Genomic DNA, 23,754 nt, shown 5'->3' on the forward strand with positions numbered 1-23,754 from the left:
TTATGGCACAACAAACATTGAACGAATTATATGAAATTATTAAGAACCGCAAAGCGCAACCTAAGGAAGGTTCTTATACGAATTACTTATTTGATAAAGGTCTCGATAAAATCTTGAAAAAGGTAGGCGAAGAGGCGACAGAGGTTGTCATCGCTGCAAAGAACGAAGACCCTCAAGAGTTGATTTACGAAACAGCAGATGTGTTGTATCACTTGCTCGTATTATTAGCAGAGAAAAATATTCCTTACGAAGCCATTGAGGCAGAACTTGCGAGCCGTGAAGGCGTAGTGAGCAAGACTACAGATCGCCCAGAGATTACGAATTTATAATGCACGCTATTGTATGAGCTTACATCAGTTCATATGAGTTTTAATAAATGTATTTGCATTGAAATACGTACATATGAGTTTAGACGAGTATATAAACAAAAAATGAGTTTGAACGCGTGTATATACGTTAAGAAAATAGTTAGAAAGGATAGCCTATGAAAGAGATAATTCGCACATTGAAACCCTATATACCAGAGGAGCCTGCTACAGCGGTAAAGGAACGCCTTGGGGTAGACCGATTAGTGCGCTTGTCTGCCAACGAAAACCCATATGGGACCTCTCCATTAGTGCGTGAGGCTATTCTTAGCTATGTAACACATAATGATGCTAACTATTATCCTGATGGTAACGCTACTGATTTGCGTATGAAATTGGCTGCGTATTGGAAGGTACAACCAGAGCAACTCGTTATCGGTGTAGGCCTTGATGAGGTTATTGCCATGGTCAATAAAACCTTGATCAGCGCTGGTGACTCTATCGTGGTAAGCGTGCCAGCCTTCTCCGAGTATGCTTTAAATGGTCTCGTTGAGGGTGCAGAAATTCGTGAAGTTGAGGCGGATTTTGAAACAGGTCACTATGATTTCGCCGCACTGTTAAAAGCTGTAGATGACACAACACGCCTCGTATGGATTTGTAATCCTAATAACCCTACAGGTACCTATGAGACTGTTGAAGATATCCGTAACTTTATTGCAAAAGTACCAAAAGACACACTAGTTATTATCGATGAGGCCTATATTGACTTCGTTACATCTGTAGATGTTCCTACAGCACGTGCATTACTAGATGAGTTCCCAAATGTAGCTATTATGCGTACCTTCTCCAAGGCATATGGTCTTGCTAATTACCGTGTAGGCTATATGATGACGCCTCTAGAGCTGGCGAACTATATGCAAACTATCCGCTTGCCATATAATCTCAATACTTTATCTCAAGTAGCCGCAGAAGCAGCCTTTGATGATCAAGCATTCTTAACAAGAATGATATCTCAAAATGCAGAAGAGCGGGCTAAATGGGAAAGCTTGTTTGATGAATTAGGTATTCACTACTACAAGAGTGAAGCAAACTTTATTTTCTTTTCCGTATCTGATGCAGAAGGCTTGGCTGATGCATGGCTAAAAGAAGGCTATCAAGTGCGCCGTGGACAATGGGAAGGTTGGTTGAGACTTACCATTCCAATGGCTCAAGATGGAGCTATTATGCGCGGTATATTAAAACAATTCATGAATTAATCAATATGGGATATATCATATATACTAATGATTCGCGCCTTATGATATCAAGTTTCATTCTATAGAATGGAGTTTAGCTTTTACCCAATTGGATGGTAGGAGTTTGTATCCTGTTTAGAGAATATATATAACGAAAACAACGTGAATGACGAGCCCTAGTGATACTGGGGCTTATTAAGGCTGTTGAAAGGAGTATATTATGATTGCCATTATAGATTATGATGCGGGTAATACATTTAATGTCCAGAAAGCGTTGGCCTACATCGGACTTGATGCGGTGCTAACAGCAGATCCTGAGGTTATATTAAATGCTGATGGTGTTCTCTTGCCAGGTGTAGGCGCCTATGCATCGGCAGTAGCCGTTCTTAAGGAACGTGGTCTCGTCGATGTCATTCATGAAGTGGTAAAACGAGAAATACCATTATTAGGTATTTGCTTGGGTATGCAGCTATTATTTGAAGAGTCCGAAGAATATGGTCCAACACCAGGCTTAGGACTTATTCCAGGCAAGGTAAGAGAAATTCCTCGTGACCTTGGCCTCAGTGTACCTCACATGGGTTGGAACAAAAATACATTGCACCATCCAGACAGTGCTTTCAGCAATGTAGACGATCAATATACCTATTTTGTTCATTCTTATTATGTAGATACAGACCCTGAATTTATTACATCCACTGCAAATTATGGCATCGATGTACCTGGCGTTGTGGAGCGCGGTAGGGTGTATGGAATGCAATTCCATCCTGAAAAAAGTGGTGTAGTAGGCCTAAACTTGTTGCGTACATTTGGCAATATTACAGAAGCCTACGCAGCGGCGAAATAATAGGAGGGCTATTCTATGTTAGCGAAACGTATTATTCCTTGCCTTGGCGTAGCAAATGGTCGCGTTCAGAATGGTGTGCAATTCCGTGATATGGTTGATGCTGGCGATCCCGTTGAATGTGCGGAACGTTATGAGATACAAGGGGCGGACGAACTTGTATTATTAGATATAACGGCTACAACAGAAGCCCGTAAAACCTTTACTGATATAGTACTCAATGCATCGGATAAGGTATTTATGCCGTTAACTGTAGGTGGTGGCATTACGTCTGTGGAGGATATGACGCAGCTTATGAAAGCTGGTGCCGATAAGGTTTCTATTAATACAGCGGCACTATCTAATCCATCCCTTATCACAGAAGGGGCAAAGAAGTTTGGCAATCAAGGCATAGTCGTGTGCTTAGACGTAAAATATAATCCTTTTGAAAAAATGTGGTATGCTTATGGACATGGCACATCCAATGATCCGGGGGCACAATGCAAAAATGCTTTAGAATGGGCGAAAGAAGCGGTTGACCGTGGTGCAGGTGAGTTATTGGTAACGAGTATCGATAGACACGGTACAGGTCTCGGCTTTGATATCGAATTATATCAAGCCTTGGCAGAGGTTGTAGATGTGCCTGTAACAGCCTTTGGCGGAGCTGGGAATATACAGCATTTTGTGGATTTATTTACAAAAACAAATGTAACTGGAGCCCTCGCTAGTGCCTTGCTACATAATAAAGTATTAACAATAAAAGATATTAAAAAAGCACTTCACGCAGCAGGCATCGTGGTAAGACAATAGATAATTACTATCAAAATAAAACGCTAAAAGCATTCTCTTATTAACGGAGAATGCTTTTTAATTATGCTTTTAACTCATAATGTACATTCAAAATGAGAAATCGATAATTGACACTTTTATGTTTAGATATACAATAATTATTGTAAGTACTAAAAGTTTAGAGAGCCAATGTGGCATGGATGTGCAAAAGATTTATCAGATATTTTTATATAACACCATGTCACACAAGACAATTGGAGGTGTTTATATGGTTATGAATGGTATTTACTTAGTTATAGCCTCCGCGTGTATTCTAATTTTAGCGTACCGCTTTTATGGGGCTTTCATAGCGGCTAAGGTGTTGACCTTGGACCAATATCGTCCGACGCCGGCTATGGTTCACAACGATGGTCACGATTACGTGCCAACTAACAAATGGGTAACCTTTGGTCATCACTTTGCAGCCATTGCAGGTGCAGGCCCTCTCGTAGGTCCTGTTATTGCAGCCCAGTTCGGGTATTTGCCTGGTGCCTTATGGATCCTAATCGGTTCTGTATTGGCTGGTGCTGTACATGATATGGTTATCTTATTCGCTTCAGTTCGCTATGACGGTAAGTCAATCGCGGATATTGCGCGCGAAGAAATCAGTAAATTAGCTGGTTTCGGTGCGATGCTTGCTACATTGTTCTTATTGATTATCACCCTTGCGGGTATGGCTGTAGTAGTAGCTAACGCATTGCATAACTCCCCATGGGGGTTCTTCTCCGTATTTGCTACAATTCCAATTGCAATTTTCATTGGTATTTATTTGAAATGGTTGCGTCCTGGTAAAATCCAAGAGGCTACTATCATTGGTGTAGCGTTAATCTTCGTAGGCATTATCTACGGTCCTAACATCGCAGCTAGCGAATATGCTTCTTGGTTCACATACGACTTGCAAACTATTGAAATTATGCTTGCCGTGTATGGTTTCTTTGCAGCAGCATTGCCAGTATGGTTATTGCTCGCTCCTCGTGATTATTTGTCTACATACCTTAAAATCGGTACAATTGGCGCCTTGGCTCTCGGTATTATCATCGTAATGCCTGAAATCCAAATGCCAGCTGTTACTCCTTATATCTGGGGTGGCGGTCCTGTATTGAAAGGTTCTGTATTCCCTTACATCTTCATTACTATTGCATGTGGTGCGTTATCTGGTTTCCATACTGTTATTGCAACTGGTACAACACCTAAAATGCTTACTAATGAAAGAGAAATCTTACCTATCGGTTATGGCGCAATGTTAACAGAAGGCTTCATCGCTATGATGGCGTTGATCGCAGCGACTGCATTGCATCCAGACGATTACTTTGCTATTAACTCCACAGTAGAATCCTTCAAAGCGTTAGGACTTCAAGTTCATGAATTGCCAGCGTTGTCCGCAATGGTTGGTGAAGACTTGATGCACCGTCCTGGTGGCGCCGTATCCTTAGCAGTAGGTATGGCTCATATCTTCTCCAGATTGCCTAACATGGATCACTTGATGGGTTACTGGTATCACTTCTGTATCATGTTCGAAGCCTTGTTCATCATGACTTTGATCGATGCTGGTACTCGCGTAGGTCGTTACTTACTTCAAGAATTATTAGGTCATTTCCATCCTAAATTCAACGACCAACATTGGGCTCCTGGCGTATATGGTTGTGCAGCTTTAATTTGTATCTTGTGGGGCTACCTAGTTCTACAAGGTAACATCGGTATTATTTGGCCTCTATTCGGCGTATCTAACCAATTATTAGGTACTATGACATTGGCTGTAAGTACTACAGTTATTATGCGACTTGGCCGCAAACGCTATGCATGGGTTACAGGTATTCCATGTATCCTAATGGCTATCGTTGCTATTGCTGCAGACTTTGAAAACGTATTTAACAGCTATATCCCAGCTGGTAAATGGATCCTAGTAGCATTCAGTGCTGCCATGTTCCTCATGATCCTTATCGTATTAGTAGAAGCAGTTCGCAGCTGGATTCGTTTGTCTGACATTCCTCAAGACTATCGCACTCAAGAAGAAATTGAAGCTGAAAGCCTTGTAAAATACGGTAAACAAGCAAAAGCATAACATCTTAAAGATTAAATAGAAAAGACGAGGTTTAACCTCGTCTTTTCTATTTCTTTTTTCTAGATAATGCTTTATAGCCTTATTATTTTTAAAGATTAGTGGAGCTATTTTATTTTAATGGGACACTCCTTTCAATATTCAGGCCGATATGTTTTGGGGCCCCATTAAAATAAAAATATAAATGCATCATGATATAATAATGCTATGAAATATTACATACGTTCCTATTGGACAAAATATAAACAATTGTATAAGAAAGGCCTAAAAGGCATTGCTGCTTTTCTTGCCATTGGAGCGATTATTTTCTTTGTATTGGCTACAATAGCGAGTCGTGGGATGGGTGTTATCTTCAACGAGGTTATGGCGCGACAAACAATGATGCGTGGCTCTGTAACTGTAGAGAGTTTAACTGCAACGCCGTGGGGGACATTATCCTTTACCGATTTGGTGTGGAAGGACCCTGAAGGTCGTGAATTGCTCACCGCTCCAAGTGGTAAGATACGCGTTAATATGTGGGATGTTGTAACTCGTAACTTTAAGGCTTCTGCCATAAACGGAATCGAGTTAAATGATGCGACCATTGTGGTCGATTTGGATGATGATAACCGGCTCGATTTCGTACCTGCGTCACCTGACGTGAACAAGCCTCTCGATGAGGTAGAACCTCGTCCTAAGCCGCCTAAAAAGACTACTCAAGATCGGCAAGAGGAATTAGCCAAGAAGGTTCGTAATTTTAATTGGGAAGGTCAACATTTGGATCTTACCATTACACTTAGAAATAATCAGCTAGAAATATTTCAGAAAAATCGTCACTATGTGATGAAGAATGTAGAGGCTAAAATCCATCTTGATAGTAAGCGCGCTATTCGCGTTGATATGGAAACCGGTAAGTTTGGTGGAACCGCTATTGGTGATGGAATGACACTAAAAGGACGCGTTGATTTAAAGGATGTGTTAAAGCATCGCATGCCTCAGCTAGATTTACAGTTTGAGGTGAAAGGTGTAGACCCATCATCACTTGGTTTTGGTGATAATATTCACGATGCGATGACCTTGTTGACAAAGGTAACTGGTGATTTTAATCGGCCGTTGGCTAAAGGGCGTGTAACGATGCCTATTTTACGTATTCCTGCGCTTACCTTTGAAAACGTCGTGGGTGATGTAACGTACCAAGATGGCATTTTAAATTTTGAAAATGTTAATGCTAATGTGTATAGTGGCAAATTAGAGGCAAAAGGGGTATATAATCTAGATACAAGAGCCTATACAATTACAGGTGTAGCCAAGGATTTAGATAGTAGTGAGGCCCTTAAAACACCTGAGTTCGTCGTTCCTGTATCGGCTAATTTGAATTTTAAAAGCGAAGGTAAGCCTCGTGATATGGAGGTATGGGGGAATTTCTGGTCTGGTGGAGGCCATTATATGCTCATTCCAATTAAAAATATTACAGGAAACTTTCACAATAAGGGGCGCCATTTATCATTTAGTGATGTGACAGTTAATACGAATATTACGACCATTTCTACAGATGCGTTGCGCATCGATAATGGGCAGCTCACCATGGGGCCTCTTAACATTACATCGCATGGGGGAAGTAATTTTATCCTCTATGACGAGTCCTTCGATGAAATCGATGAGAATATGGATCGGATTAAAGAGGGGATGAAACAAGCTGGCGAAAATAGTAAGCGTGCTACTGATTCAGCTAAAGGTATAGATAGTATCAAGGTTCCCGATGATGTAAAAGAATCTGTTGGTGATGTAAAACGCCAAATGAATGAGGTGAAAGATGCTTTCAAAGGTATCAAAATAAAGTGATAAATGAAATATAAATGATATTAACTCTCTTTCATTGTGCATTTATTTAGATGGTTTATAATAAATCTCCGTTATCATAATTTTTGATAAAATACTTTTGTGTTATTTGGAGGTTTTTTATGAAAGCATCAAAACAATTCTCTATCGTTTTGGCCGCAGCTGTACTTGCTTTTGGCGCTGTTACAGTAGCACCACAACAAGCAGACGCTTCTTATGGCTACAAATATACTGATTCCCAACGTCCGCCAGTATCTACTCCAACAGGTTATGTTAATCCAGCCATGGGTTCTACTGTAACAGTTACAGATCCTGCGCCTACTACAAATAAATTGACTACTCCTAAAGCTAGTACTACTATTGAAAACATTACTGTGACTAATGTTGCACCAAAATACTCTGATTACAATGATATTGCAGCATACTCTCTAGCAGTAGCTGACTATTTCATGGCGAAGATCATGGCTATATATGGTAATGGTAATACAGCACTTAACCGTTATGGTTTTGGTAGATAATATAGCCATCAAATTTAGTAAAACTAATTTCGAATAACTATATATGCTATATATAATAAAAAGGTCCCGTATGGGACCTTTTTATTTGCATAAATTTTTTGATGCGTTGAGAGCTTGTTCAACAATCTCTTAGCTTCACTTATCGATCTAATCCGTTAGCACGTTGGTATTCAGATTTGTCTGTAGATTGAGCTTGATCGTCTGTAGTTACAGTATCTTTAGCTAAGGATTTCTTAATTTTAATAAGAGGTTTTTCTGTAGCCTTTGGATCTTCTTTTTTCTTTACATCATTTTGAGATGGTGGCAAGAATGTGTTGAGTTCATTCTTGTGAGTTACCTCTGTATTTGTAGTAGACGCTAATTGTGCGCGTTGAGGGGCGATGAAGATTTCGTCCTTTGTAATTTTTACATCGTTCAATAATAATTTGAATACTTGAGGTTTTACAAATATAGTACCATCTACCTTGCGAGCTGCAGGTAAGAAGGATTCGGAAGTATCAAGGTTGATAATCTTCAATTTGCCATGGCGCACTACCTCTGCGGAATCAGGTTGGATAGCTAATGTAGCGATATTCATGTCTACTAATGCTGTTTTAGTAGGCTCATCCCATGCCACCTTATAGCCCAATGCTTCAGATACTTGGCGTAATGCTACGAGTGGCTGACCATCTACATAGATTACATTTTGTTGACCGTTGATAGGCTCAACAACCTTGCCATCTACATTGATATGATGGGCAGTCGTAACAGATGCAGGCTTTTCAAGATTCATAGCTGGACCTGGATTCTCCATGCCAATAGCTGCCTGTGCAGGCTGTGCCGTGCCAAATGTGAAAGCTAATGCACCTACAGCGATGCTAGATAAAATAAGCTGTTTTAATTTCATAAGTGACCTCCATAAGGTATTATATCGTTCTGAATAAACTAACATTACCAAATGTATATGAATATTTTATTATAAATTTTAATTTTACACAATCTATATGTGAGCATAATGTAATTGAACTAGAGTATGAGGATAGGATAGTTTATTTAGGAATATAGGATGGACTGGTCATTTAACTATAGTCTGAAATCGTTTATCTCTATAAGTAGTGTATGCTTTTATATGCTATAATTAAGTGTTACATGAATTATTCAATATATTTAATTATAGAGTTCTAGAAGATATAGAAAGAGGTTCCTTATGGCATCCGGCAGATCTGAAAAAGAGTTACAAGGGGTAACGATGTTAGGTCACAAGACCGATTACCCAACTGATTATGCACCACAGGTGTTAGAGGCGTTTGATAACAAGCACCCTGACAATGATTACTTCGTTAAGTTTAATTGTCCTGAGTTCACTAGCTTGTGTCCTATGACAGGTCAACCTGACTTTGCCACAATCTATATCTCTTATGTACCAGATAAGAAAATGGTTGAGTCCAAGTCTTTGAAATTGTACCTATTTAGTTTCCGTAACCATGGGGACTTTCACGAAGATTGCATCAATATCATCATGAAAGACCTCATCAAGTTGATGGATCCAAAGTACATCGAGGTATGGGGTAAGTTTACGCCACGCGGTGGTTTGTCCATCGATCCATATGCAAACTATGGCAAGCCTGGTACAGAGTGGGAAAAAACGGCAAAAGAACGCCTTCATTTTCACGACATGCAGCCTGAGCGCGTAGCATACCGTTAATATGGTATATGAATATATAACAATGGGCACATCGTTCATAATGTTTTTTATGATCGGTGTGATCTTGTCTATTCACCCTGCATCCATAATCGTAGGGGAGCATACGCAGTTGTCACATCTCAGCAGATGGACTCGGTGGAATGGGTATCTTATCTTTATATTGACCCTATTTATCGTGGATGTACTCATAACAAATGGCATATATGCTGCATTTTATGATGTTTATGGTAATTTATCGTCTTTGAGTGAGCTAACATTTGACCCGATGGCTCTATTCTTTAGTGAAAGCTTCCAAATAGGCGTTGTTGTCGTTTTTGCTCTGGTGTTGTTACAAGCGTTAGGCCTCGTCGATTTGGCGCATGGTGAAAGAAATTTATCATTTCACTATGACCAACTACATCAAGGCAAAGACCAACCGTCTTGGATGGAACGGTACATGGTGCATACAAAGGGCACGTTGGGTTCAGGTATGGTTGGTCTGCTTTATATGTTGCGGATGACCATGAGAACTATGTGGTCTTATATTATATGTCTTATATGGTTCAAGCTTATAGCTATAGTCACTAATGTGCTGCTTTCACCAATTATCAATCGATTAATGCATGTTGAATTGATAACATCAACGCATATCATACTGGACCCTTATGTAGCGATATATTTGATAGCAGGATTTTTGTGGGGCTATGTAGCGCTACACTATGACATAGACAAGGCGTATAACGTAGCGAATAGCACTGTTATAGCCATCGTTCCACGTCTTACCGTTATACTAGGGGCCGTCATCTTTATTGGGCTTGCGCTAGCTATCATTATGGTGCCTGTTACCTGGGGTGTGGTGGTAGATACACTGACAAATTTATAAATAAACCTAGTTATTTCCTATATTTTTAGGGTTTTAAAAGCGGTTCTCATTCTCTTGACAATGCATAGATGCAGGTGATAGAGTATGAGTGTATTTATGGGAATACACAAATGGTTATATCCAGTGTATAGAGAATAACAAGGTGAAAATCATATCGTCCTTGGGATGTTCCTGAGGACGATTTTTATCATCTATCGCCAAAAGGAGGATCAGATGAGCATAGTCACAAATCAAACAACTAAATTGATTGGTAAAACTCCGGTATATCAATTACCAAACACCAATATCTATGTAAAACTTGAAAAATATAATGTAGGCGGTTCTGTGAAAGACCGTACTGTACTTGGCATGTTGCAAGATGCTAAAGAAAAAGGACGCCTTCACGAAGATAGCATTATCGTAGAGGCTACAAGCGGTAATACAGGCATTGCTCTTGCCATGGTGGGCGCTATCTTGCATATTAAAACTGTAATCATTATGCCTGAAAGCATGAGTAAAGAACGTCGCGAACTTATTAAGGCCTATGGTGCGCAGCTCATCTTAACACCGAAAGAAACGGGTATGAGAGGTGCTCTTGAACGAGCTAATGAAATTTTAGATAAATATCCCAATGCTTTCACATTGGGCCAATTCGTAAACCCTGCAAACCCAGATATGCATTATCGTACAACTGGTGCCGAAATCGTAGAACAAGTACCAAATGTAGATGTATTCATAGCGGGTATCGGTACTGGCGGCACTTTCACAGGCGTTGCAAAACGTTTGAAAGAACATAATCCTAACTTAAAGGCCATTGCCGTAGAGCCAACAGGTTCTCCAGCCATTACGGAAGGCAAGGGCGGTCCTCACAAAATTCAAGGCATTGGGGCAGGCTTTATTCCTGAAAACTTTGATCAAAGCTTGATGGACGGCGTACAAACTGTAAGCGATGAAGAGGCTTTCAGTGAAGTGCAAACCTTTATGCGTGAAAGCGGTGTTTCTATTGGCCTTTCCTCAGGGGCGGCTATCGTTGCGGCAAAGCGTATTGCTCGTGAAGAGCCAAAGGCTAATATTGTGGTGATTGCGCCAGATGGGGTAGAAAAATATTTATCCCTCTTGGACTTCGCCAATAATGAATATGTAAAATAACAGATTTCGCATAGATAAAGCATCTTATGTATAGGAATACATACCACATATGTTGTATACTATATATTATATATGAGTAGAGTTATTTGAGATGGAGTCGCTATGATACAAGGTTTACGCGAATTATGGGGCAAAATTCAATATAATATTAAGCGCGTAATGGATTCTGACCCGGCAGCAACAAATGTGTGGATGGTTATTTGGACATATCCGCATATTACAGCCTTGTTCTGGCATTTCTTTGCGCATCGCCTTTATAAGGCGGGCTGGCCAACCTTGGCCCGTCGCGTAGCGCTTCATTCTCGTCACGTAACCGGCATTGAAATCCATCCAGGTGCTACCATCGGTCGTGGTTTATTTATTGACCATGGCATGGGTGTCGTTATCGGTGAAACGGCAATCGTAGGGGATAATGTGACCTTGTTCCACCAAGTGACGTTAGGTGGCATGTCCTCTAAAAAGGTAAAACGCCATCCGACCATTGAAGACGAAGTGCTCATCGGTACAGGTACGAAAATCTTAGGTGATATTACTATTGGGGCACGCACTAAAATTGGTTGTAACCTCGTTATCAAACACGATATCCCTAAAGATATGGTTATCTTTGAAACAGATCCAGAAAATATGTATGTCCGTAAACCTCGTCGTACTAATAATGGCCAGGCAGAGGAAAAGAAAATTCCTGATGATTACATAGAATACTATATTTAATATAGTGTAATAAAACCGCATATAATATAGAAAGATAGAACCTCTAACTATTAGTTGAACTAGTAGTTAGAGGTTTTTTTATAAAAATATTCAAAAAAATCGATTTAATGTATTGACAAGGAAAATCATTATTGGTAAAATAAGTTACGTAATCAATACTGATTACAAATTAGATAAACGAATTGATGGCATAGAAGCCGACTGGGTTTATTCTGCTTTTTGAATAAACTGTATTTGAGAATTAAAAGAAAAAGGAGTATTATTATGAAAAACTTACAACAAGTAAACCAATATTTAGCAGATCTTTCTGTATGGAACGTAAAATTACATAATCTACATTTCAACGTAACAGGTCCACAATTCAAATCCATCCACGAATATTTGGAATCTATCTATGATGAAGCGTTTGAATACTTCGATGCAGTAGCAGAACACGTGAAAATGCAAGGTCAATTCCCATTGGTTAATTCCGCAGAATATGCTAAATTGACTAAAATTGAAGAATTGGGTCAAGAAGATATCCCTCAAGCGAAAGTAATTGAAATTCTTCTTAAGGACTTCAAATACATGAACGATCAAGCTGTAGCAATCCGTGCAGCTGCTGATGAAGAAGGTGACTTCTTGCTCGTAAGCATGATGGAAGATCACGTTGCATACTATGTAAAACAAATCTGGTTCATCGAATCCATGTTGAAATAATACGATTGACAATGCCTTATTGGGTATGATATGATTACCCAGTAAAGCATGGAGGATTACTCAAGAGGCTGAAGAGGACGGTTTGCTAAATCGTTAGGGCGGGTTACCGTCGCTAGGGTTCGAATCCCTAATCCTCCGCCATGCTGAGACCTCACATCACGCGATGTGAGGTCTTTTTGTTTATTGTGGTATTTACTGGGAATGGACCTAAAGGTGTAAGGGTTCAAGTGAGCTTGAGGTCTTGTAAATATTGATTTATACAGGTGTGTAAGGTTATAGAGTTGACGTATGATAAGGGGTTTCATATAATAGATTGTATCAAATGTAATTTTAAGGAGACTCTTATGAATACAAAATATACACGTCACATACATTTACTTCGTCGCGCTGTTGGTATCGGTGCATTATGTCTCGTTGCCTCTGTTGGTTTTGTTCATGCTGAAAGCATTTCTATTCCAAGTGCACGTCCTATGGTAGATGGTGTGAGTGCTGATGTAGAAACTGTTAGTAGCTCTAGCAAAGCACAACATCACGTGAGTGCAGGTGTGATTACGCCAAATGATTGGACGTATACAGCATTACAAACACTAGTTAAGCATGGTGCAATTACAGATACACATGGTTTTGTCTTTGATGGCAATACAAGCTATACAAAGGATGAACTCATGCCTCTTATCGACGAAGTCGTAACAAAACGGGAGCAAATGAACGATAACGATCGCCAATATGCATTGCGTATTTACCAAGAAAATATGCGTGATGTGATGGATTATCGTATTGCTCGCGATAAGAAGGTTACCCGAGAGCGCCGTCAAAAATTAGATGAAAAACGTGCTGAAAAGGCTAAGAAATCTGGTAAAACATACCAAGTATCTAAAGCTCAACAAGAGGCTTTAGATACAGCTACTGACGAAGTGGCAAAACCAGAAGAGCGCGCGTTAACTGATGAACAAATCAAAGAAAAGATGAAGAAATTCAAAATTGATGACTCTCGCGTTAAAGTAAATAATAATGTGCGCATCCGTTATACAGGTGGTAAGGATACAAAATCTAAAACCGATGCTCGTATGCAAACGGAGATGACTTTCACTCTATAACCCTATTTAAGGAGTTATAATGATTGATTTTTTAAAGAAACAGCTGTTTACCGTCCACCAAAACGGTAAGCAGCAGGTGAGCGAGGTCTTTAAATATATAGGACCTGGCATCATCGTAACGGTTGGGTTCATCGACCCTGGCAATTGGGCGGCCAATCTCGCTGCTGGTGCTAGTTATGGTTATGAACTATTGTGGGTAGTTACGCTATCTACGATTATGCTTATTTTATTGCAACATAACGTGGCCCACTTAGGCATTGTACGAGGCCAATGTTTATCCGAATGTGCTTATGAATTCTTGCCGCGTTACGTGTCTAGGTTCGTATTGAGTACGGCGGGCATTGCAGCGGCAGCGACCGCACTGGCCGAGTTTATCGGTGCAGCCATCGCATTGAAAATGCTTTTTGGCATTCCTCTTTTGATAGGTAGTGTTTTGACGGCTATTATCTGTACCATTATGCTCATAACAAACTCTTATCGGAAGCTAGAGCGTATCATTGCAGGATTCGTATCCCTCATTGCGTTGGCGTACCTCGTAGAGGTCAATATGGTCAATGTAGATTGGGCGGCAGCTGGTATTGGTTGGGTAGACCCTAAGGTTCCTAATGAATCGATGCTCGTTATTTTGAGTATCTTAGGGGCGGTTATTATGCCTCACAATTTGTTCTTGCACTCAGAAATCATCCAAAGTCGCCAGTTCAACACGCAAGATCCTTCTGTAATGAAGCGCCAATTGCGTTATGAATTTCTAGACACTCTATTATCTATGGGTATTGGCTGGATGATTAACTCCGCCATGATCTTATTGGCGGCGGCAGTGTTCTTTGCTCATGGCATTGAAGTAACGGAGCTTGAACAGGCTGAGGAGTTGTTACGACCTCTCATTGGACCTGCAGCAGGCACTATCTTTGCTATCGCATTGCTCTTTGCGGGCTTTGCATCATCTGCTACGGCAGGTATGGCAGGGGCGAGTATCTTTGCCGGTATGTTTGGTGAGTCTTACGATATGAAAGACTTTCATACAAGATTAGGCTTGGCATTAACCTATATTCCAGCATTGCTTTTGATTGTATTCGTTACCGATTCGTTCCAAGCCTTGTTGATCTCTCAAATGTTCTTGAGCTTGCAACTACCTATCACAATTTTCTTGCAGCTTTATATGACTAGTAGCCGCAAGGTAATGGGGCAATATGCGAACCATACATATACGAATGTACTATTATGGGGCATTGGTATTGTGGTAACTGTTATGAATATCTACTTACTCTATGTAGGCGCATAACATATAAGCTCATCATTTAAAGCTAATAATGATAGAGAAAAAGACCGCGTTGGCGGTCTTTTTTGTATTCGGTTATGTATATTGATTATGTAAAAAGCGTATCCAAGAATACCCATGGGGGCTATAAAATATGTTACAATTAAAGATAGCATAAATCTGTAGGGAGAATTCCCCCACCAGTGTAATAGATAGAAATTAGGAGGACCTAATGGCAGACGAAGTAAAAGTACAAGATGCAATGCAATCTGATTTCAGTGTTGTAGTAAACGATATTGCAGAGGAATTATTAACGCGCCTAAATATGGATGAGGATGGTTCTATTATCGACATGTTCCAAACTGGTTCATTTGATCCTTGGCAATTATTCGTATTCTTCGGCGCTTTAGAAAAAGCTCTCGTTGAGTATAGAACTGATAAACGTAAGAAAACAGTTATCGTTCATGCACAACCTGAGGCACTTCTCGGTATTGGCCGCGTAGTAACACCTGTATCTACTATGCTTGAGCATGTGTTGATGTCTCGCTTGAACGACATGAGCGAAGGTCGACTAGAAACAGGTATGCTTACTGTGTCTGCTGAAAGCATCGATTACGAAGGTGTAAACCTTAAAGGTCGTCACGTTGTTATCGTATGTGACCTTGTAGACGAAGATTCTGATTACCTCAAAGAATGCATTAGATTATGTAAAGAATTGAAAGCTAGCCACGTTGTGGCGGTGCCTCTCATGTTGTGGAATCCTGAGTTGATTGACAATTTGACAGAGGAAACTATCAAGGCGGAATTATCTCATGAAAATCGTCCTCTCTCCTAGTAAGACAAAAACAATTATCGATGCTGCAAAGAATGATGGGGCAGTCAATCATGCAGTTCGAGACGGTCAGTTTCAGCCGCACATCACGCAAGAGATTGTAAAACATGTACAGTCCCTTGATGTAATGGCCCTTGGCAAGGCTTTAAAGCTAAAGGATGACAAGGCCCAAGCTCTCTTTGATTTCTATCAAGATTTTGAATCCCATCCTGTAGGCCTAGCTTGTGAAAGCTACGATGGCATTGCTTTCAAATATTTAGACTGGGCCAACTTGTCTGATGAGGCTAAGGCCTTTGGTGAAAGCCACCTCGTTGTGATGTCTGCGTTGTACGGCGTTGTAGAGCCTACAATGGGCGTGCGCGATTATCGACTCGATATGGTCGATAAGGTAGGCATTAATTTATACGATACGTGGCGTGAAACGGTGGATGCATACTTTCACAAGGAAGATTGGATCCTAAATCTAGCGTCTAAAGAATACGCGAAAATGGTGAACCATCCAAAGGTGGTAACCGTTGAGTTTTGGGAATTGCGAGGCGACACGTTTAAACAGATGAGTACGTCCTCCAAAATGAGTCGTGGCATGATGGCTCATGCATGTTTGACGGAGCAAGTGAAACATGTACGGGATTTGCCGCGCGAAATCAATGGATTTACCTGTGTTACAGATATCGAATCCATTACCATACCAAGCGAATCGATGACGGTTCGTTATGAAAGGAAGTGATTGTTTGCAAGTGCAAGACATTCTCGCAAAAGACCTCGTTGGCGATGAATGGCTAACAGAGGATGAGCTAAGATTTCTCATGTCTGTAACTGACGAAGAACAGTTGCAGTTAATATATAAAAAGGCTTATGAAGTAAAGGCGAAATATGTAAAGCCTGTAGCGTATTATCGTGGCCTCATCGAGTTCTCGAACCGATGCATTAAAAACTGTAATTACTGCGGCATCCGTCGTGAAAATGACAAGACGGAACGCTTTGATATGAACCGTGAAGATATCATCAAAATGGCGCAGTGGGCCTATGACCATGAATATGGTTCTATTACGCTCCAATCTGGTGAACGCTGTGATGATGCCTTTGTGGATTATGTGGTAGATTTAATTCGCGACATTAAAGCCATTGGCGATGGATCCCTTGGCATTACGATGTGCGTAGGGGAACAAAGCGAAGAGGCGTACCGCCGCATGCGTGAAGCCGGCGCTAGTCGGTATTTATTGCGCATTGAAACAACAAATAAAGAGCTATATCATAAAATTCATCCTCAAGATGAACTACACTCCTTTGAAACGCGCGTAGAATGCTTACGTAGCTTGCGCCGCGTAGGTTTCCAAGTGGGTACAGGTGTTATGATTGGTTTGCCTGGTCAAACCGAAGAAGACCTTGTAAATGATATCTTGTTCTATCGCGATATGGATATCGATATGATTGGCATGGGTCCGTATGTGGTACATCACGATACGCCGCTAGGCCAAGAGGCATTGGCGATGGGCATCGATGACGAAGCAGGTAAATTGCGCCGCATTCAATTGGGCCTAAAAATGATTGCGTTGACACGGTTATTCTTGAAAGACGTAAATATTGCAGCCACAACAGCATTACAAGCGCTTGATAAATTAGGCCGAGAAAAAGGCCTTGCTGCGGGTGCTAATATTTTGATGCCTATTATTACCATTCCGGAACACCGTGCAAAATATTTGCTGTACGATAACAAACCTTGCGTAGATGATAATGCAGACAAATGTAAAGACTGCTTAACGCGTCGCGTAATGTCCATCGGTGATACCGTAGGCTGGAAACAAAATGGAGACTCTAAGCACTACGGTAAACGTACGGGAGAGTTTTAGAGAGTTTTAGTTTGTATATGAGGTTGTATTATGGAGACAAAATGGTATTCTGATTTTTGGCGGTTGTTTGCAAGTCCTTTTAAAGGAGGTATTGATCAAGTGGTGCAATCGGGCACTTTGCAAAAAGGTTTCTGGGGAACTGTATTCTTATGGGCTATTCCATATATTATATTGGCTTTATTTGGGACTATGTTAATTCCATTTCTCCCTCATAATGAATTTACTGGTTTAACCTATTTAATCGGTATCGGTGCAAGTTTTATATTTGTTTTTGCATGGCTTATCAGTATCGGTTGGTCCTTTGTAATGGTTGCTATCGGTTCTTATGTATATAACTGGGTCATCACTAAGATGGGTGGTACAGACAATGTACAAGCCATTATGAAAGTTAGCTGGTATCTACAAGGGTATGAAGTACTATTATTTAGTATTGGTTATATGATAGTCTTGATCTTGATGGGGCTATTAGATCTTGTATTCGATAGTAGTGCTATTGCTGGTTTCGTATATTTTGTAGGAACCGTGGCATTAATTATTATTTCTATCTGGGTATCCTTAGAACTTATGGCTAGACAAGTCATGATTACTAAAATGAAAGTTTTCATTGCTTGTATCATTACGTCTATCATTTTTGCGATTATCTGGGCAATCTTCATGGCACTTCTTGGTGGCTGTGCCTCTTTAGTGGGTAGATAATACTGATATATAAATTAATATTAATAAAGAGTCCTCTTTTTTTGATAAATTTTTCGGAAAAAGAGGACTTTTCTATTTGGGTGTCGAAATGTATTAGCAAAAGCCGTAATTTGCCATTAAGGAGGCGATTCCGATGAAAGAGTACAGTAGTGATAAATTTAGAAACGTTGCTGTTGTTTCCCACGATGGTGCAGGTAAAACAGCTCTTGTTGAATCCTTGTTGTTAACCTCTGGTGCGGTTGATTTCGTAGGTAAAGGCCAAGACAATAAACATATTATGGACTTTGAACCTGAAGAAATTAAACGTAACGTAACAATCCAATTGGGCATGGCTCCATGTGAATGGCATGACCATAAGGTTAACTTCGTAGATACTCCAGGCTATAATGAATTCCATGGCGAAGTTCGTGCCGCTTTGCGTGCGTGCGATGGTATGTTGATGGTACTATCCGCCACATCTGGTGTAGAAACTGACACAGTTCGCGCTTGGGATTATGCAGTGGAATTACAAATGCCACGCATGGCATTTATCAATAAAATGGATGTGGATGGTGCCGATTTCTTCGGTACTATTGAAAGAATGCGGGAATTATTTGGCAAAGGCATTATGCCATTGCAGATTCCTATCGGTGAAGGCGCCAACTTTGAAGGCGTCGTAGACGTAGCAAAAATGACTGCGTTTACTTACAAGGACGGCCAACCAACAGAGATTGCTGTACCAGCTCACCTTATCGAAAAGGCTCAAGAAATTCGGGAAATGACCGTAGAAGCCGCGGCTGAAGGTAGCGATGAATTGTTGGAAAAATATTTAGAAGGCGAAGAGTTATCTTTAGAGGAAATTCGCCAAGGCTTGCGTGAAGGGATGATTAGTGGCCGTGTGTGCCCAATCATGTGTGGCAGTGCCACATCTCGTATTGGCTTAGATCAAGTATTGGATCGTATGATTCGTTACATGCCGGATGCAACTAAAAAAGTGATGACCGCAACTGATGCGGAAACCGGCGAACAATGTGTAGTACATGTAGACAAACCTTTAACTGCATTCGTATTTAAAACATTGTTAGACCCATTCGCAGGCAAACAAAGCTTTGTACGTATCTTCTCTGGTGAACTTAAAGAAGGCGACCGCCTTTATGATGTAAACCAAGGCGTAGAAGAAAAATGGGGCAAGATGGTTACCCTTATCGGGAAGCAACAAATCCCAGTATCTGCCGCTAAAGCTGGCGATATCGTAGTGATACCGAAATTGGCTAATGCTAAAACTGGCGATACTTTAACTGCTCCTGACTTTAAAGTAACATACGATGCTATCCGATTCCCTCAACCTCTATACACAGTGGCATTAGAACCTGTGAAAAAAGGTGAGGAGGAAAAATTAGCTGGTGCTGTTCTAAAAGTAGCAGAAGAAGATCCTACTTGCGTAGTAGTGAAAAATGCTGAGGCCCGTCAACTACAAATCGATTGTATGGGCGAGGTTCATCTCGAGCATATCCTCAACAAAATGGATCGTAAATATGGCGTACAAGCTAAACTTGTGACTCCATACATTCCATACCGCGAAACCATTAAAGGCTCCGCTGAAACCGAGTCTAAATATAAGAAACAAAGTGGCGGTCATGGTCAATATGGTCACGTTAAGATTCAAGTGGACCCATTATATGATGGTACCGAATTTGCGTTCGTAGACAAAATCTTTGGTGGTGCTGTACCTAAACAATACATACCAGCAGTGGAAAAGGGTGCCAAAGAAACCCTAGATAAAGGCTTAATTGCGGGATATCCTATGATTGGCGTGCAAGTGACACTCTTGGATGGATCTTACCATAGCGTAGACTCCTCAGAGTTAGCATTCAAAGTAGCTACGTCACAGGCTATCAAGGATGTAATTCCTAAGGCGAAACCAGTCCTATTAGAACCAATCTATGAAGTTAACGTGTATGCACCAGATGCTTTCATGGGCGACATCATGGGTGATTTAAATAGCCGTCGAGGTCGTGTATTAGGCATGGAACAAAGTGAAAGAACAGGTATTTCTGTTGTTAAAGCACAAGTACCATTGGCTGAAATGGCCGACTATGTGACAGCATTGCGCTCCATCACTCAAGGACAAGGCGTATTTAACCGTCAGTTCTATACTTATGAAGAGGTTCCACATAAGCAAGCGGAAGAAATTATCGCTGCTCATAAGACTCAAGAATAAAGTTAAGACCATGTCCACGTACTGTATCAAATACAGTTAGAATCACAACAACTGAATAGATAATTGCATATAGTAACAACTTAATAGCATAACAATTGACGTAAGTCATAAATTTGAATAGTATTTTACAGGAGCCCTCCATATATGTAGCGTATGGAGGGCTTTTACTATATATGCCTTACCATATTTGCGCCTCATATAAAGCGTATAATGGCTAGTCCTTTATGTATATATGTGCTAACATTAAAGGTAATATAATTGCTTATATATCAGGTGTTATTTCCATATAACGGGAAAGGATCGTATATGTTTTTCTCTAGCATTACTGCAGATTATACAAAAATGGGCTATCCTAAAGCCATCGTACGAGCTTTAGATTTCTTAAAGAATACAGATTTGAAAGCATTGCCAGGCGGTCGTCATGAAATTGAAGGTGACATGATGTATGCCAATGTGGACGATGTAGAAACCAAGCTATTTGAAACTACGAAACCTGAATCTCATCGCAACTATGTAGATATTCAATTTATGGTGAGCGGCGAAGAAAATATGGGCTTTTTCGTAGATAAAGGTCTCGTTAAACCTGTTGAATCCTATCCAGAACGAGATTGCTATTTCTATCCAAACGAAGCCGTTGATGAAGGGCACATCCACTGTCCGGAAGGGTATTATACGGTATTCTTCCCATCTGATATCCATAGACCTTTGTTAGCGGTTAATGATAAGCCTATTAAAATCCGCAAGGTTGTTGTAAAAGTGCACGTGGATCTCTTAGGCGAGTAATCCTATGAAGCGATACGAAGTTATAGGTGTTCTACTAACCCTATTAGGTGCCATTTTATGGGGCGTATCAGGTGCTTCAGTACAATTCCTAAGCAACTTTAGGGATATGAACTTAGAATGGCTAGTTACCATGCGATTAATTACAGCAGGGCTATTAACCGTTATCTATGCGTGGTTTAAGTATGGTAATGCTATCTTTGATGTCTTTCGAAATTTGAAAGATATAGTAGGCCTTATCGTTTTTGGCGTATTTGGTATGGCCTTGTGCCAATATACATACTTTAAATCCATTGCTTTGGCTGGGGCTGGCATTGCGACGGTACTCCAATACTTGGCGCCATCCATGATTATTATTTATATGCTAGCACGTTATGGTAAACGGCCCTCTAAAGGGGAGATTATTTCTGTTATATTGGCCTTGGTAGGTACGATTTGTTTGATGGGGAATGATGGCTTTTCTTTTGAAAGCTTCCCTCTGGCCGTGCTTATGTGGGGCCTCTTGTCTGCCGTGGGCGTCGCTGTATATAGTGTTTCTCCCGTAGATTTACTATATAAATATGGCACCTTACCGATTGTAGGCTTTGGTATGCTCCTCAGTGGTATTGTGGCGGCTATCTTGTTCCACCAACCAAATTCGTATGCCTTGTGGGATGTATGGACAGTTATTGGCTGTTTCAATGTTGTCTTTCTTGGGACCATTGTATCCTTTAATGCTTATTTAGAAGGTGTTAAGCGCATAGGCGCTGTGCCGGGCTCTATTTTGTCATCTATTGAACCGATTTCGGCGGCTTTCTTTGGATGGGCTTTTTTAGACAACCAATTTAGTGCATTAGGGCTAATTGGCATGGCCATGATCATCGCTACTGTTATTATTATCGCTCTTGAAAAACGTAATTAATATATGAGGTCTCTTTGCTGTATATTGCGGTTTAGAGGCCTCTTTGTTATGATGTTATAGTATTTTAATGTCGCATTAGATGGAGGAATTAGATGGGGGAGAAACAGTGGATTGGCATGGCGTTAGCCATTCTAGGAGCCTTGTTTTGGGGCCTTTCAGGCACATCTGTACAATATCTGGAAGGGGCAAAACACTTAAATGTAGAGTGGCTATTAGAGGTTCGGTTACTCGTGGCCGGGTTCTTGACGATTATATTGGCCTATATGCAAGATGGGATGCGCATCTTTGATATTTTTAAAAATAAAAAAGACTTTGGTAAATTGCTCATCTTCGGTGTTCTTGGCATCGCTTTAGCGCAGTATACATACTTTAGAGCCATCGCTATATCTGGCGTGGGTGTTGCTACGGTCCTTCAATATGTAGCGCCAACGTTGATTATTATTTATCTCTTCCTACGATACTTTAAAAAGCCATCCCTTGCAGAAACTGGCTGTGTTGTATTAGCCATGATTGGCACCGTTTGTATCGTCTCACAAGATGGATTAGATATGGCAAATATTAATGGTGAAGCTTTACTGTGGGGACTCATTTCTGCAGCTAGCATCTGTGTCTATACATTGCAACCTATTGAACTATTAAAGAAATATGGCACTACATCGATTGTTGGTTTTGCCATGTTTATCTGTGGGGTTATTTCGTTAGCCATGTTCCAGCAAATCGATTCTGAAGCAATTTGGGATGGTATGACATGGCTTGGATTATTCGCCATTATTATATTGGGGACGGTTGTATCCTTTAATGCTTATATCGAAGGGGTGCGACGGATTGGTGCCGTACAAGGCTCTATTCTTTCTTCGTTGGAACCGATTTCAGCCGCTCTATTTGGCTGGGCATTATTGGGAAATGAATTTACCTTTATCGGAATTATAGGTATGATTTGTATCATTGCCACCGTATTCATTATCGCCTGGGATCGACAACGACAAATCAAACGAGAAGTGCTAGAAAAACTGAACAAAGTAGAGATAAACTAAAGAAACTTAATTAAATAGAAATTAATTAGACAAACGAAAACACATATACCATGAGGTATATGTGTTTTTTGTAATCAAATATTATATTTTTTGCTAAGTTAGGATCTAGAATATTTTGTTTATTTATTAATACAAATGAATTTTCATAGGTATAGAAATTATCTAAATCTATGTAGTGGTAACCTTCGTATTGGTTTTTAGCCAATTTGTAGTTCCTTCCTTCTGTTTGTAACATAATTTTTTAATTCTAGAACTGATTCAGTTGTAGGAGTGAAGTCTTCAATCATAGATGAACCTATGGCATACCAAACTGCATCAAAGTCCTCATAATTATCAAATTGTACATCTAAAATGGTGAGTTTTTCTTTATTTACATTTAATGTCATAGGCACCTCCTTTATTACTATTATTATAGCATAGCTCGTCTCTTTATTTTGTA

The 23,754-nt window shown here is 40.3% G+C and carries 24 protein-coding genes and 1 tRNA gene; 23 read left to right on the forward strand and 2 right to left on the reverse strand.

Features of this window, described 5'->3' with window-relative positions:
- The first annotated feature begins 2 nt into the window (after positions 1–2).
- From hisE to EL171_RS00655, 7 genes are all read left to right on the forward strand, one after another.
- Positions 3–329, forward strand: coding sequence for a phosphoribosyl-ATP diphosphatase (gene hisE / locus EL171_RS00625; protein WP_005387497.1), 327 nt, complete (start codon positions 3–5; stop codon positions 327–329).
- A gap of 155 nt (positions 330–484) precedes the next feature.
- The gene (gene hisC / locus EL171_RS00630) at positions 485–1,561 is read left to right on the forward strand and encodes a histidinol-phosphate transaminase (protein WP_005387499.1); all 1,077 of its coding nucleotides are present in this window, start codon (positions 485–487) and stop codon (positions 1,559–1,561) included.
- 199 nt (positions 1,562–1,760) lie between these two features.
- Complete coding sequence (hisH, locus tag EL171_RS00635) at positions 1,761–2,384, forward strand: imidazole glycerol phosphate synthase subunit HisH (protein WP_005387500.1); 624 nt, start codon at positions 1,761–1,763, stop codon at positions 2,382–2,384.
- A gap of 15 nt (positions 2,385–2,399) precedes the next feature.
- Positions 2,400–3,170 carry an imidazole glycerol phosphate synthase subunit HisF gene (gene hisF / locus EL171_RS00640; protein WP_005387501.1) on the forward strand — a complete coding sequence of 257 codons (771 nt, stop codon included), beginning with the start codon at positions 2,400–2,402 and terminating at the stop codon, positions 3,168–3,170.
- 247 nt (positions 3,171–3,417) lie between these two features.
- Positions 3,418–5,250 carry a carbon starvation CstA family protein gene (locus tag EL171_RS00645; RefSeq protein ID WP_081442687.1) on the forward strand — a complete coding sequence of 611 codons (1,833 nt, stop codon included), beginning with the start codon at positions 3,418–3,420 and terminating at the stop codon, positions 5,248–5,250.
- Positions 5,251–5,454: 204 nt separating this feature from the next.
- The gene (locus EL171_RS00650) at positions 5,455–7,068 is read left to right on the forward strand and encodes a hypothetical protein (protein WP_005387503.1); all 1,614 of its coding nucleotides are present in this window, start codon (positions 5,455–5,457) and stop codon (positions 7,066–7,068) included.
- A 119-nt stretch (positions 7,069–7,187) separates the two neighbouring features.
- A complete protein-coding gene (locus tag EL171_RS00655; RefSeq protein ID WP_005387504.1) occupies positions 7,188–7,583 on the forward strand; it encodes a hypothetical protein in 396 nt (131 codons plus the stop codon).
- Between the two features lie 139 nt (positions 7,584–7,722).
- Here EL171_RS00655 and EL171_RS00660 read toward each other — a convergent pair whose 3' ends face one another.
- Positions 7,723–8,469, reverse strand: coding sequence for a stalk domain-containing protein (locus tag EL171_RS00660; RefSeq protein ID WP_005387510.1), 747 nt, complete (start codon positions 8,467–8,469; stop codon positions 7,723–7,725).
- A 300-nt stretch (positions 8,470–8,769) separates the two neighbouring features.
- Here EL171_RS00660 and queF point away from each other — a divergent pair, with 300 nt between their 5' ends.
- The 16 genes from queF (at position 8,770) to EL171_RS00740 (ending at position 23,315) form a co-directional block, all read left to right on the forward strand.
- Positions 8,770–9,267, forward strand: coding sequence for a preQ(1) synthase (gene queF / locus EL171_RS00665; protein WP_005387511.1), 498 nt, complete (start codon positions 8,770–8,772; stop codon positions 9,265–9,267).
- A gap of 40 nt (positions 9,268–9,307) precedes the next feature.
- Complete coding sequence (locus EL171_RS00670) at positions 9,308–10,129, forward strand: hypothetical protein (protein ID WP_232013632.1); 822 nt, start codon at positions 9,308–9,310, stop codon at positions 10,127–10,129.
- Between the two features lie 213 nt (positions 10,130–10,342).
- Positions 10,343–11,257 (forward strand): cysteine synthase A, encoded by a 915-nt coding sequence (cysK, locus tag EL171_RS00675; RefSeq protein ID WP_039969499.1) that lies wholly within the window; start codon positions 10,343–10,345, stop codon positions 11,255–11,257.
- 102 nt (positions 11,258–11,359) lie between these two features.
- Complete coding sequence (epsC, locus tag EL171_RS00680; RefSeq protein ID WP_005387517.1) at positions 11,360–11,968, forward strand: serine O-acetyltransferase EpsC; 609 nt, start codon at positions 11,360–11,362, stop codon at positions 11,966–11,968.
- Positions 11,969–12,232: 264 nt separating this feature from the next.
- A complete protein-coding gene (locus EL171_RS00685) occupies positions 12,233–12,667 on the forward strand; it encodes a Dps family protein (RefSeq protein WP_005387520.1) in 435 nt (144 codons plus the stop codon).
- A 50-nt stretch (positions 12,668–12,717) separates the two neighbouring features.
- Positions 12,718–12,808: transfer RNA gene (locus tag EL171_RS00690), tRNA-Ser, on the forward strand.
- Positions 12,809–13,011: 203 nt separating this feature from the next.
- The gene (locus EL171_RS00695; RefSeq protein WP_039969501.1) at positions 13,012–13,764 is read left to right on the forward strand and encodes a hypothetical protein; all 753 of its coding nucleotides are present in this window, start codon (positions 13,012–13,014) and stop codon (positions 13,762–13,764) included.
- 19 nt (positions 13,765–13,783) lie between these two features.
- Positions 13,784–15,046, forward strand: coding sequence for an Nramp family divalent metal transporter (locus EL171_RS00700; protein WP_005387523.1), 1,263 nt, complete (start codon positions 13,784–13,786; stop codon positions 15,044–15,046).
- A 208-nt stretch (positions 15,047–15,254) separates the two neighbouring features.
- A complete protein-coding gene (locus EL171_RS00705) occupies positions 15,255–15,857 on the forward strand; it encodes a hypothetical protein (protein ID WP_005387525.1) in 603 nt (200 codons plus the stop codon).
- Positions 15,835–16,581, forward strand: a complete 747-nt coding sequence (locus EL171_RS00710; RefSeq protein ID WP_005387529.1) for a YaaA family protein — start codon at positions 15,835–15,837, stop codon at positions 16,579–16,581. The genes EL171_RS00705 and EL171_RS00710 overlap by 23 nt, the downstream gene beginning before the upstream one ends.
- On the forward strand, positions 16,568–17,704 hold the full coding sequence (gene hydE, locus EL171_RS00715; protein WP_005387530.1) for a [FeFe] hydrogenase H-cluster radical SAM maturase HydE: 1,137 nt from the start codon (positions 16,568–16,570) through the stop codon (positions 17,702–17,704). The genes EL171_RS00710 and hydE overlap by 14 nt, the downstream gene beginning before the upstream one ends.
- Positions 17,705–17,734: 30 nt before the next feature.
- The gene (locus EL171_RS00720; protein ID WP_005387531.1) at positions 17,735–18,400 is read left to right on the forward strand and encodes a hypothetical protein; all 666 of its coding nucleotides are present in this window, start codon (positions 17,735–17,737) and stop codon (positions 18,398–18,400) included.
- A 133-nt stretch (positions 18,401–18,533) separates the two neighbouring features.
- The gene (gene fusA / locus EL171_RS00725; RefSeq protein ID WP_005387532.1) at positions 18,534–20,600 is read left to right on the forward strand and encodes an elongation factor G; all 2,067 of its coding nucleotides are present in this window, start codon (positions 18,534–18,536) and stop codon (positions 20,598–20,600) included.
- Between the two features lie 306 nt (positions 20,601–20,906).
- Positions 20,907–21,383: a NanQ anomerase/TabA/YiaL family protein gene (locus EL171_RS00730; protein ID WP_005387533.1), complete on the forward strand. Its 477-nt coding sequence runs from the start codon at positions 20,907–20,909 to the stop codon at positions 21,381–21,383.
- A gap of 4 nt (positions 21,384–21,387) precedes the next feature.
- Positions 21,388–22,281, forward strand: coding sequence for a DMT family transporter (locus EL171_RS00735; RefSeq protein WP_005387534.1), 894 nt, complete (start codon positions 21,388–21,390; stop codon positions 22,279–22,281).
- 92 nt (positions 22,282–22,373) lie between these two features.
- Entirely contained in the window at positions 22,374–23,315 is a 942-nt protein-coding gene (locus tag EL171_RS00740; RefSeq protein WP_005387535.1) for a DMT family transporter, read from the forward strand.
- A 197-nt stretch (positions 23,316–23,512) separates the two neighbouring features.
- On the opposite strand, the gene EL171_RS00750 is transcribed toward EL171_RS00740, so the two are convergent.
- Positions 23,513–23,701 carry a hypothetical protein gene (locus EL171_RS00750; protein WP_005387539.1) on the reverse strand — a complete coding sequence of 63 codons (189 nt, stop codon included), beginning with the start codon at positions 23,699–23,701 and terminating at the stop codon, positions 23,513–23,515.
- Positions 23,702–23,754 lie beyond the last annotated feature (53 nt).

Origin of the sequence: Veillonella dispar, from assembly GCF_900637515.1 — a bacterium.
In the GTDB taxonomy this organism is placed as follows: domain Bacteria; phylum Bacillota; class Negativicutes; order Veillonellales; family Veillonellaceae; genus Veillonella; species Veillonella dispar.

Coding starts and splice junctions, on each gene's coding strand:
- EL171_RS00660 (WP_005387510.1), bottom strand. CDS start 8,469: ATGAAATTAAAACAGCTTATTTTATCTAGCATCGCTGTAGGTGCATTA.
- EL171_RS00740 (WP_005387535.1), top strand. CDS start 22,374: ATGGGGGAGAAACAGTGGATTGGCATGGCGTTAGCCATTCTAGGAGCC.
- EL171_RS00700 (WP_005387523.1), top strand. CDS start 13,784: ATGATTGATTTTTTAAAGAAACAGCTGTTTACCGTCCACCAAAACGGT.
- epsC (WP_005387517.1), top strand. CDS start 11,360: ATGATACAAGGTTTACGCGAATTATGGGGCAAAATTCAATATAATATT.
- EL171_RS00705 (WP_005387525.1), top strand. CDS start 15,255: ATGGCAGACGAAGTAAAAGTACAAGATGCAATGCAATCTGATTTCAGT.
- EL171_RS00735 (WP_005387534.1), top strand. CDS start 21,388: ATGAAGCGATACGAAGTTATAGGTGTTCTACTAACCCTATTAGGTGCC.
- EL171_RS00695 (WP_039969501.1), top strand. CDS start 13,012: ATGAATACAAAATATACACGTCACATACATTTACTTCGTCGCGCTGTT.
- EL171_RS00710 (WP_005387529.1), top strand. CDS start 15,835: ATGAAAATCGTCCTCTCTCCTAGTAAGACAAAAACAATTATCGATGCT.
- EL171_RS00645 (WP_081442687.1), top strand. CDS start 3,418: ATGGTTATGAATGGTATTTACTTAGTTATAGCCTCCGCGTGTATTCTA.
- EL171_RS00750 (WP_005387539.1), bottom strand. CDS start 23,701: ATGACATTAAATGTAAATAAAGAAAAACTCACCATTTTAGATGTACAA.
- cysK (WP_039969499.1), top strand. CDS start 10,343: ATGAGCATAGTCACAAATCAAACAACTAAATTGATTGGTAAAACTCCG.
- EL171_RS00650 (WP_005387503.1), top strand. CDS start 5,455: ATGAAATATTACATACGTTCCTATTGGACAAAATATAAACAATTGTAT.
- hydE (WP_005387530.1), top strand. CDS start 16,568: ATGAAAGGAAGTGATTGTTTGCAAGTGCAAGACATTCTCGCAAAAGAC.
- EL171_RS00670 (WP_232013632.1), top strand. CDS start 9,308: ATGTTTTTTATGATCGGTGTGATCTTGTCTATTCACCCTGCATCCATA.
- fusA (WP_005387532.1), top strand. CDS start 18,534: ATGAAAGAGTACAGTAGTGATAAATTTAGAAACGTTGCTGTTGTTTCC.
- queF (WP_005387511.1), top strand. CDS start 8,770: ATGGCATCCGGCAGATCTGAAAAAGAGTTACAAGGGGTAACGATGTTA.
- EL171_RS00655 (WP_005387504.1), top strand. CDS start 7,188: ATGAAAGCATCAAAACAATTCTCTATCGTTTTGGCCGCAGCTGTACTT.
- EL171_RS00685 (WP_005387520.1), top strand. CDS start 12,233: ATGAAAAACTTACAACAAGTAAACCAATATTTAGCAGATCTTTCTGTA.
- hisE (WP_005387497.1), top strand. CDS start 3: ATGGCACAACAAACATTGAACGAATTATATGAAATTATTAAGAACCGC.
- hisF (WP_005387501.1), top strand. CDS start 2,400: ATGTTAGCGAAACGTATTATTCCTTGCCTTGGCGTAGCAAATGGTCGC.
- EL171_RS00720 (WP_005387531.1), top strand. CDS start 17,735: ATGGAGACAAAATGGTATTCTGATTTTTGGCGGTTGTTTGCAAGTCCT.
- hisC (WP_005387499.1), top strand. CDS start 485: ATGAAAGAGATAATTCGCACATTGAAACCCTATATACCAGAGGAGCCT.
- EL171_RS00730 (WP_005387533.1), top strand. CDS start 20,907: ATGTTTTTCTCTAGCATTACTGCAGATTATACAAAAATGGGCTATCCT.
- hisH (WP_005387500.1), top strand. CDS start 1,761: ATGATTGCCATTATAGATTATGATGCGGGTAATACATTTAATGTCCAG.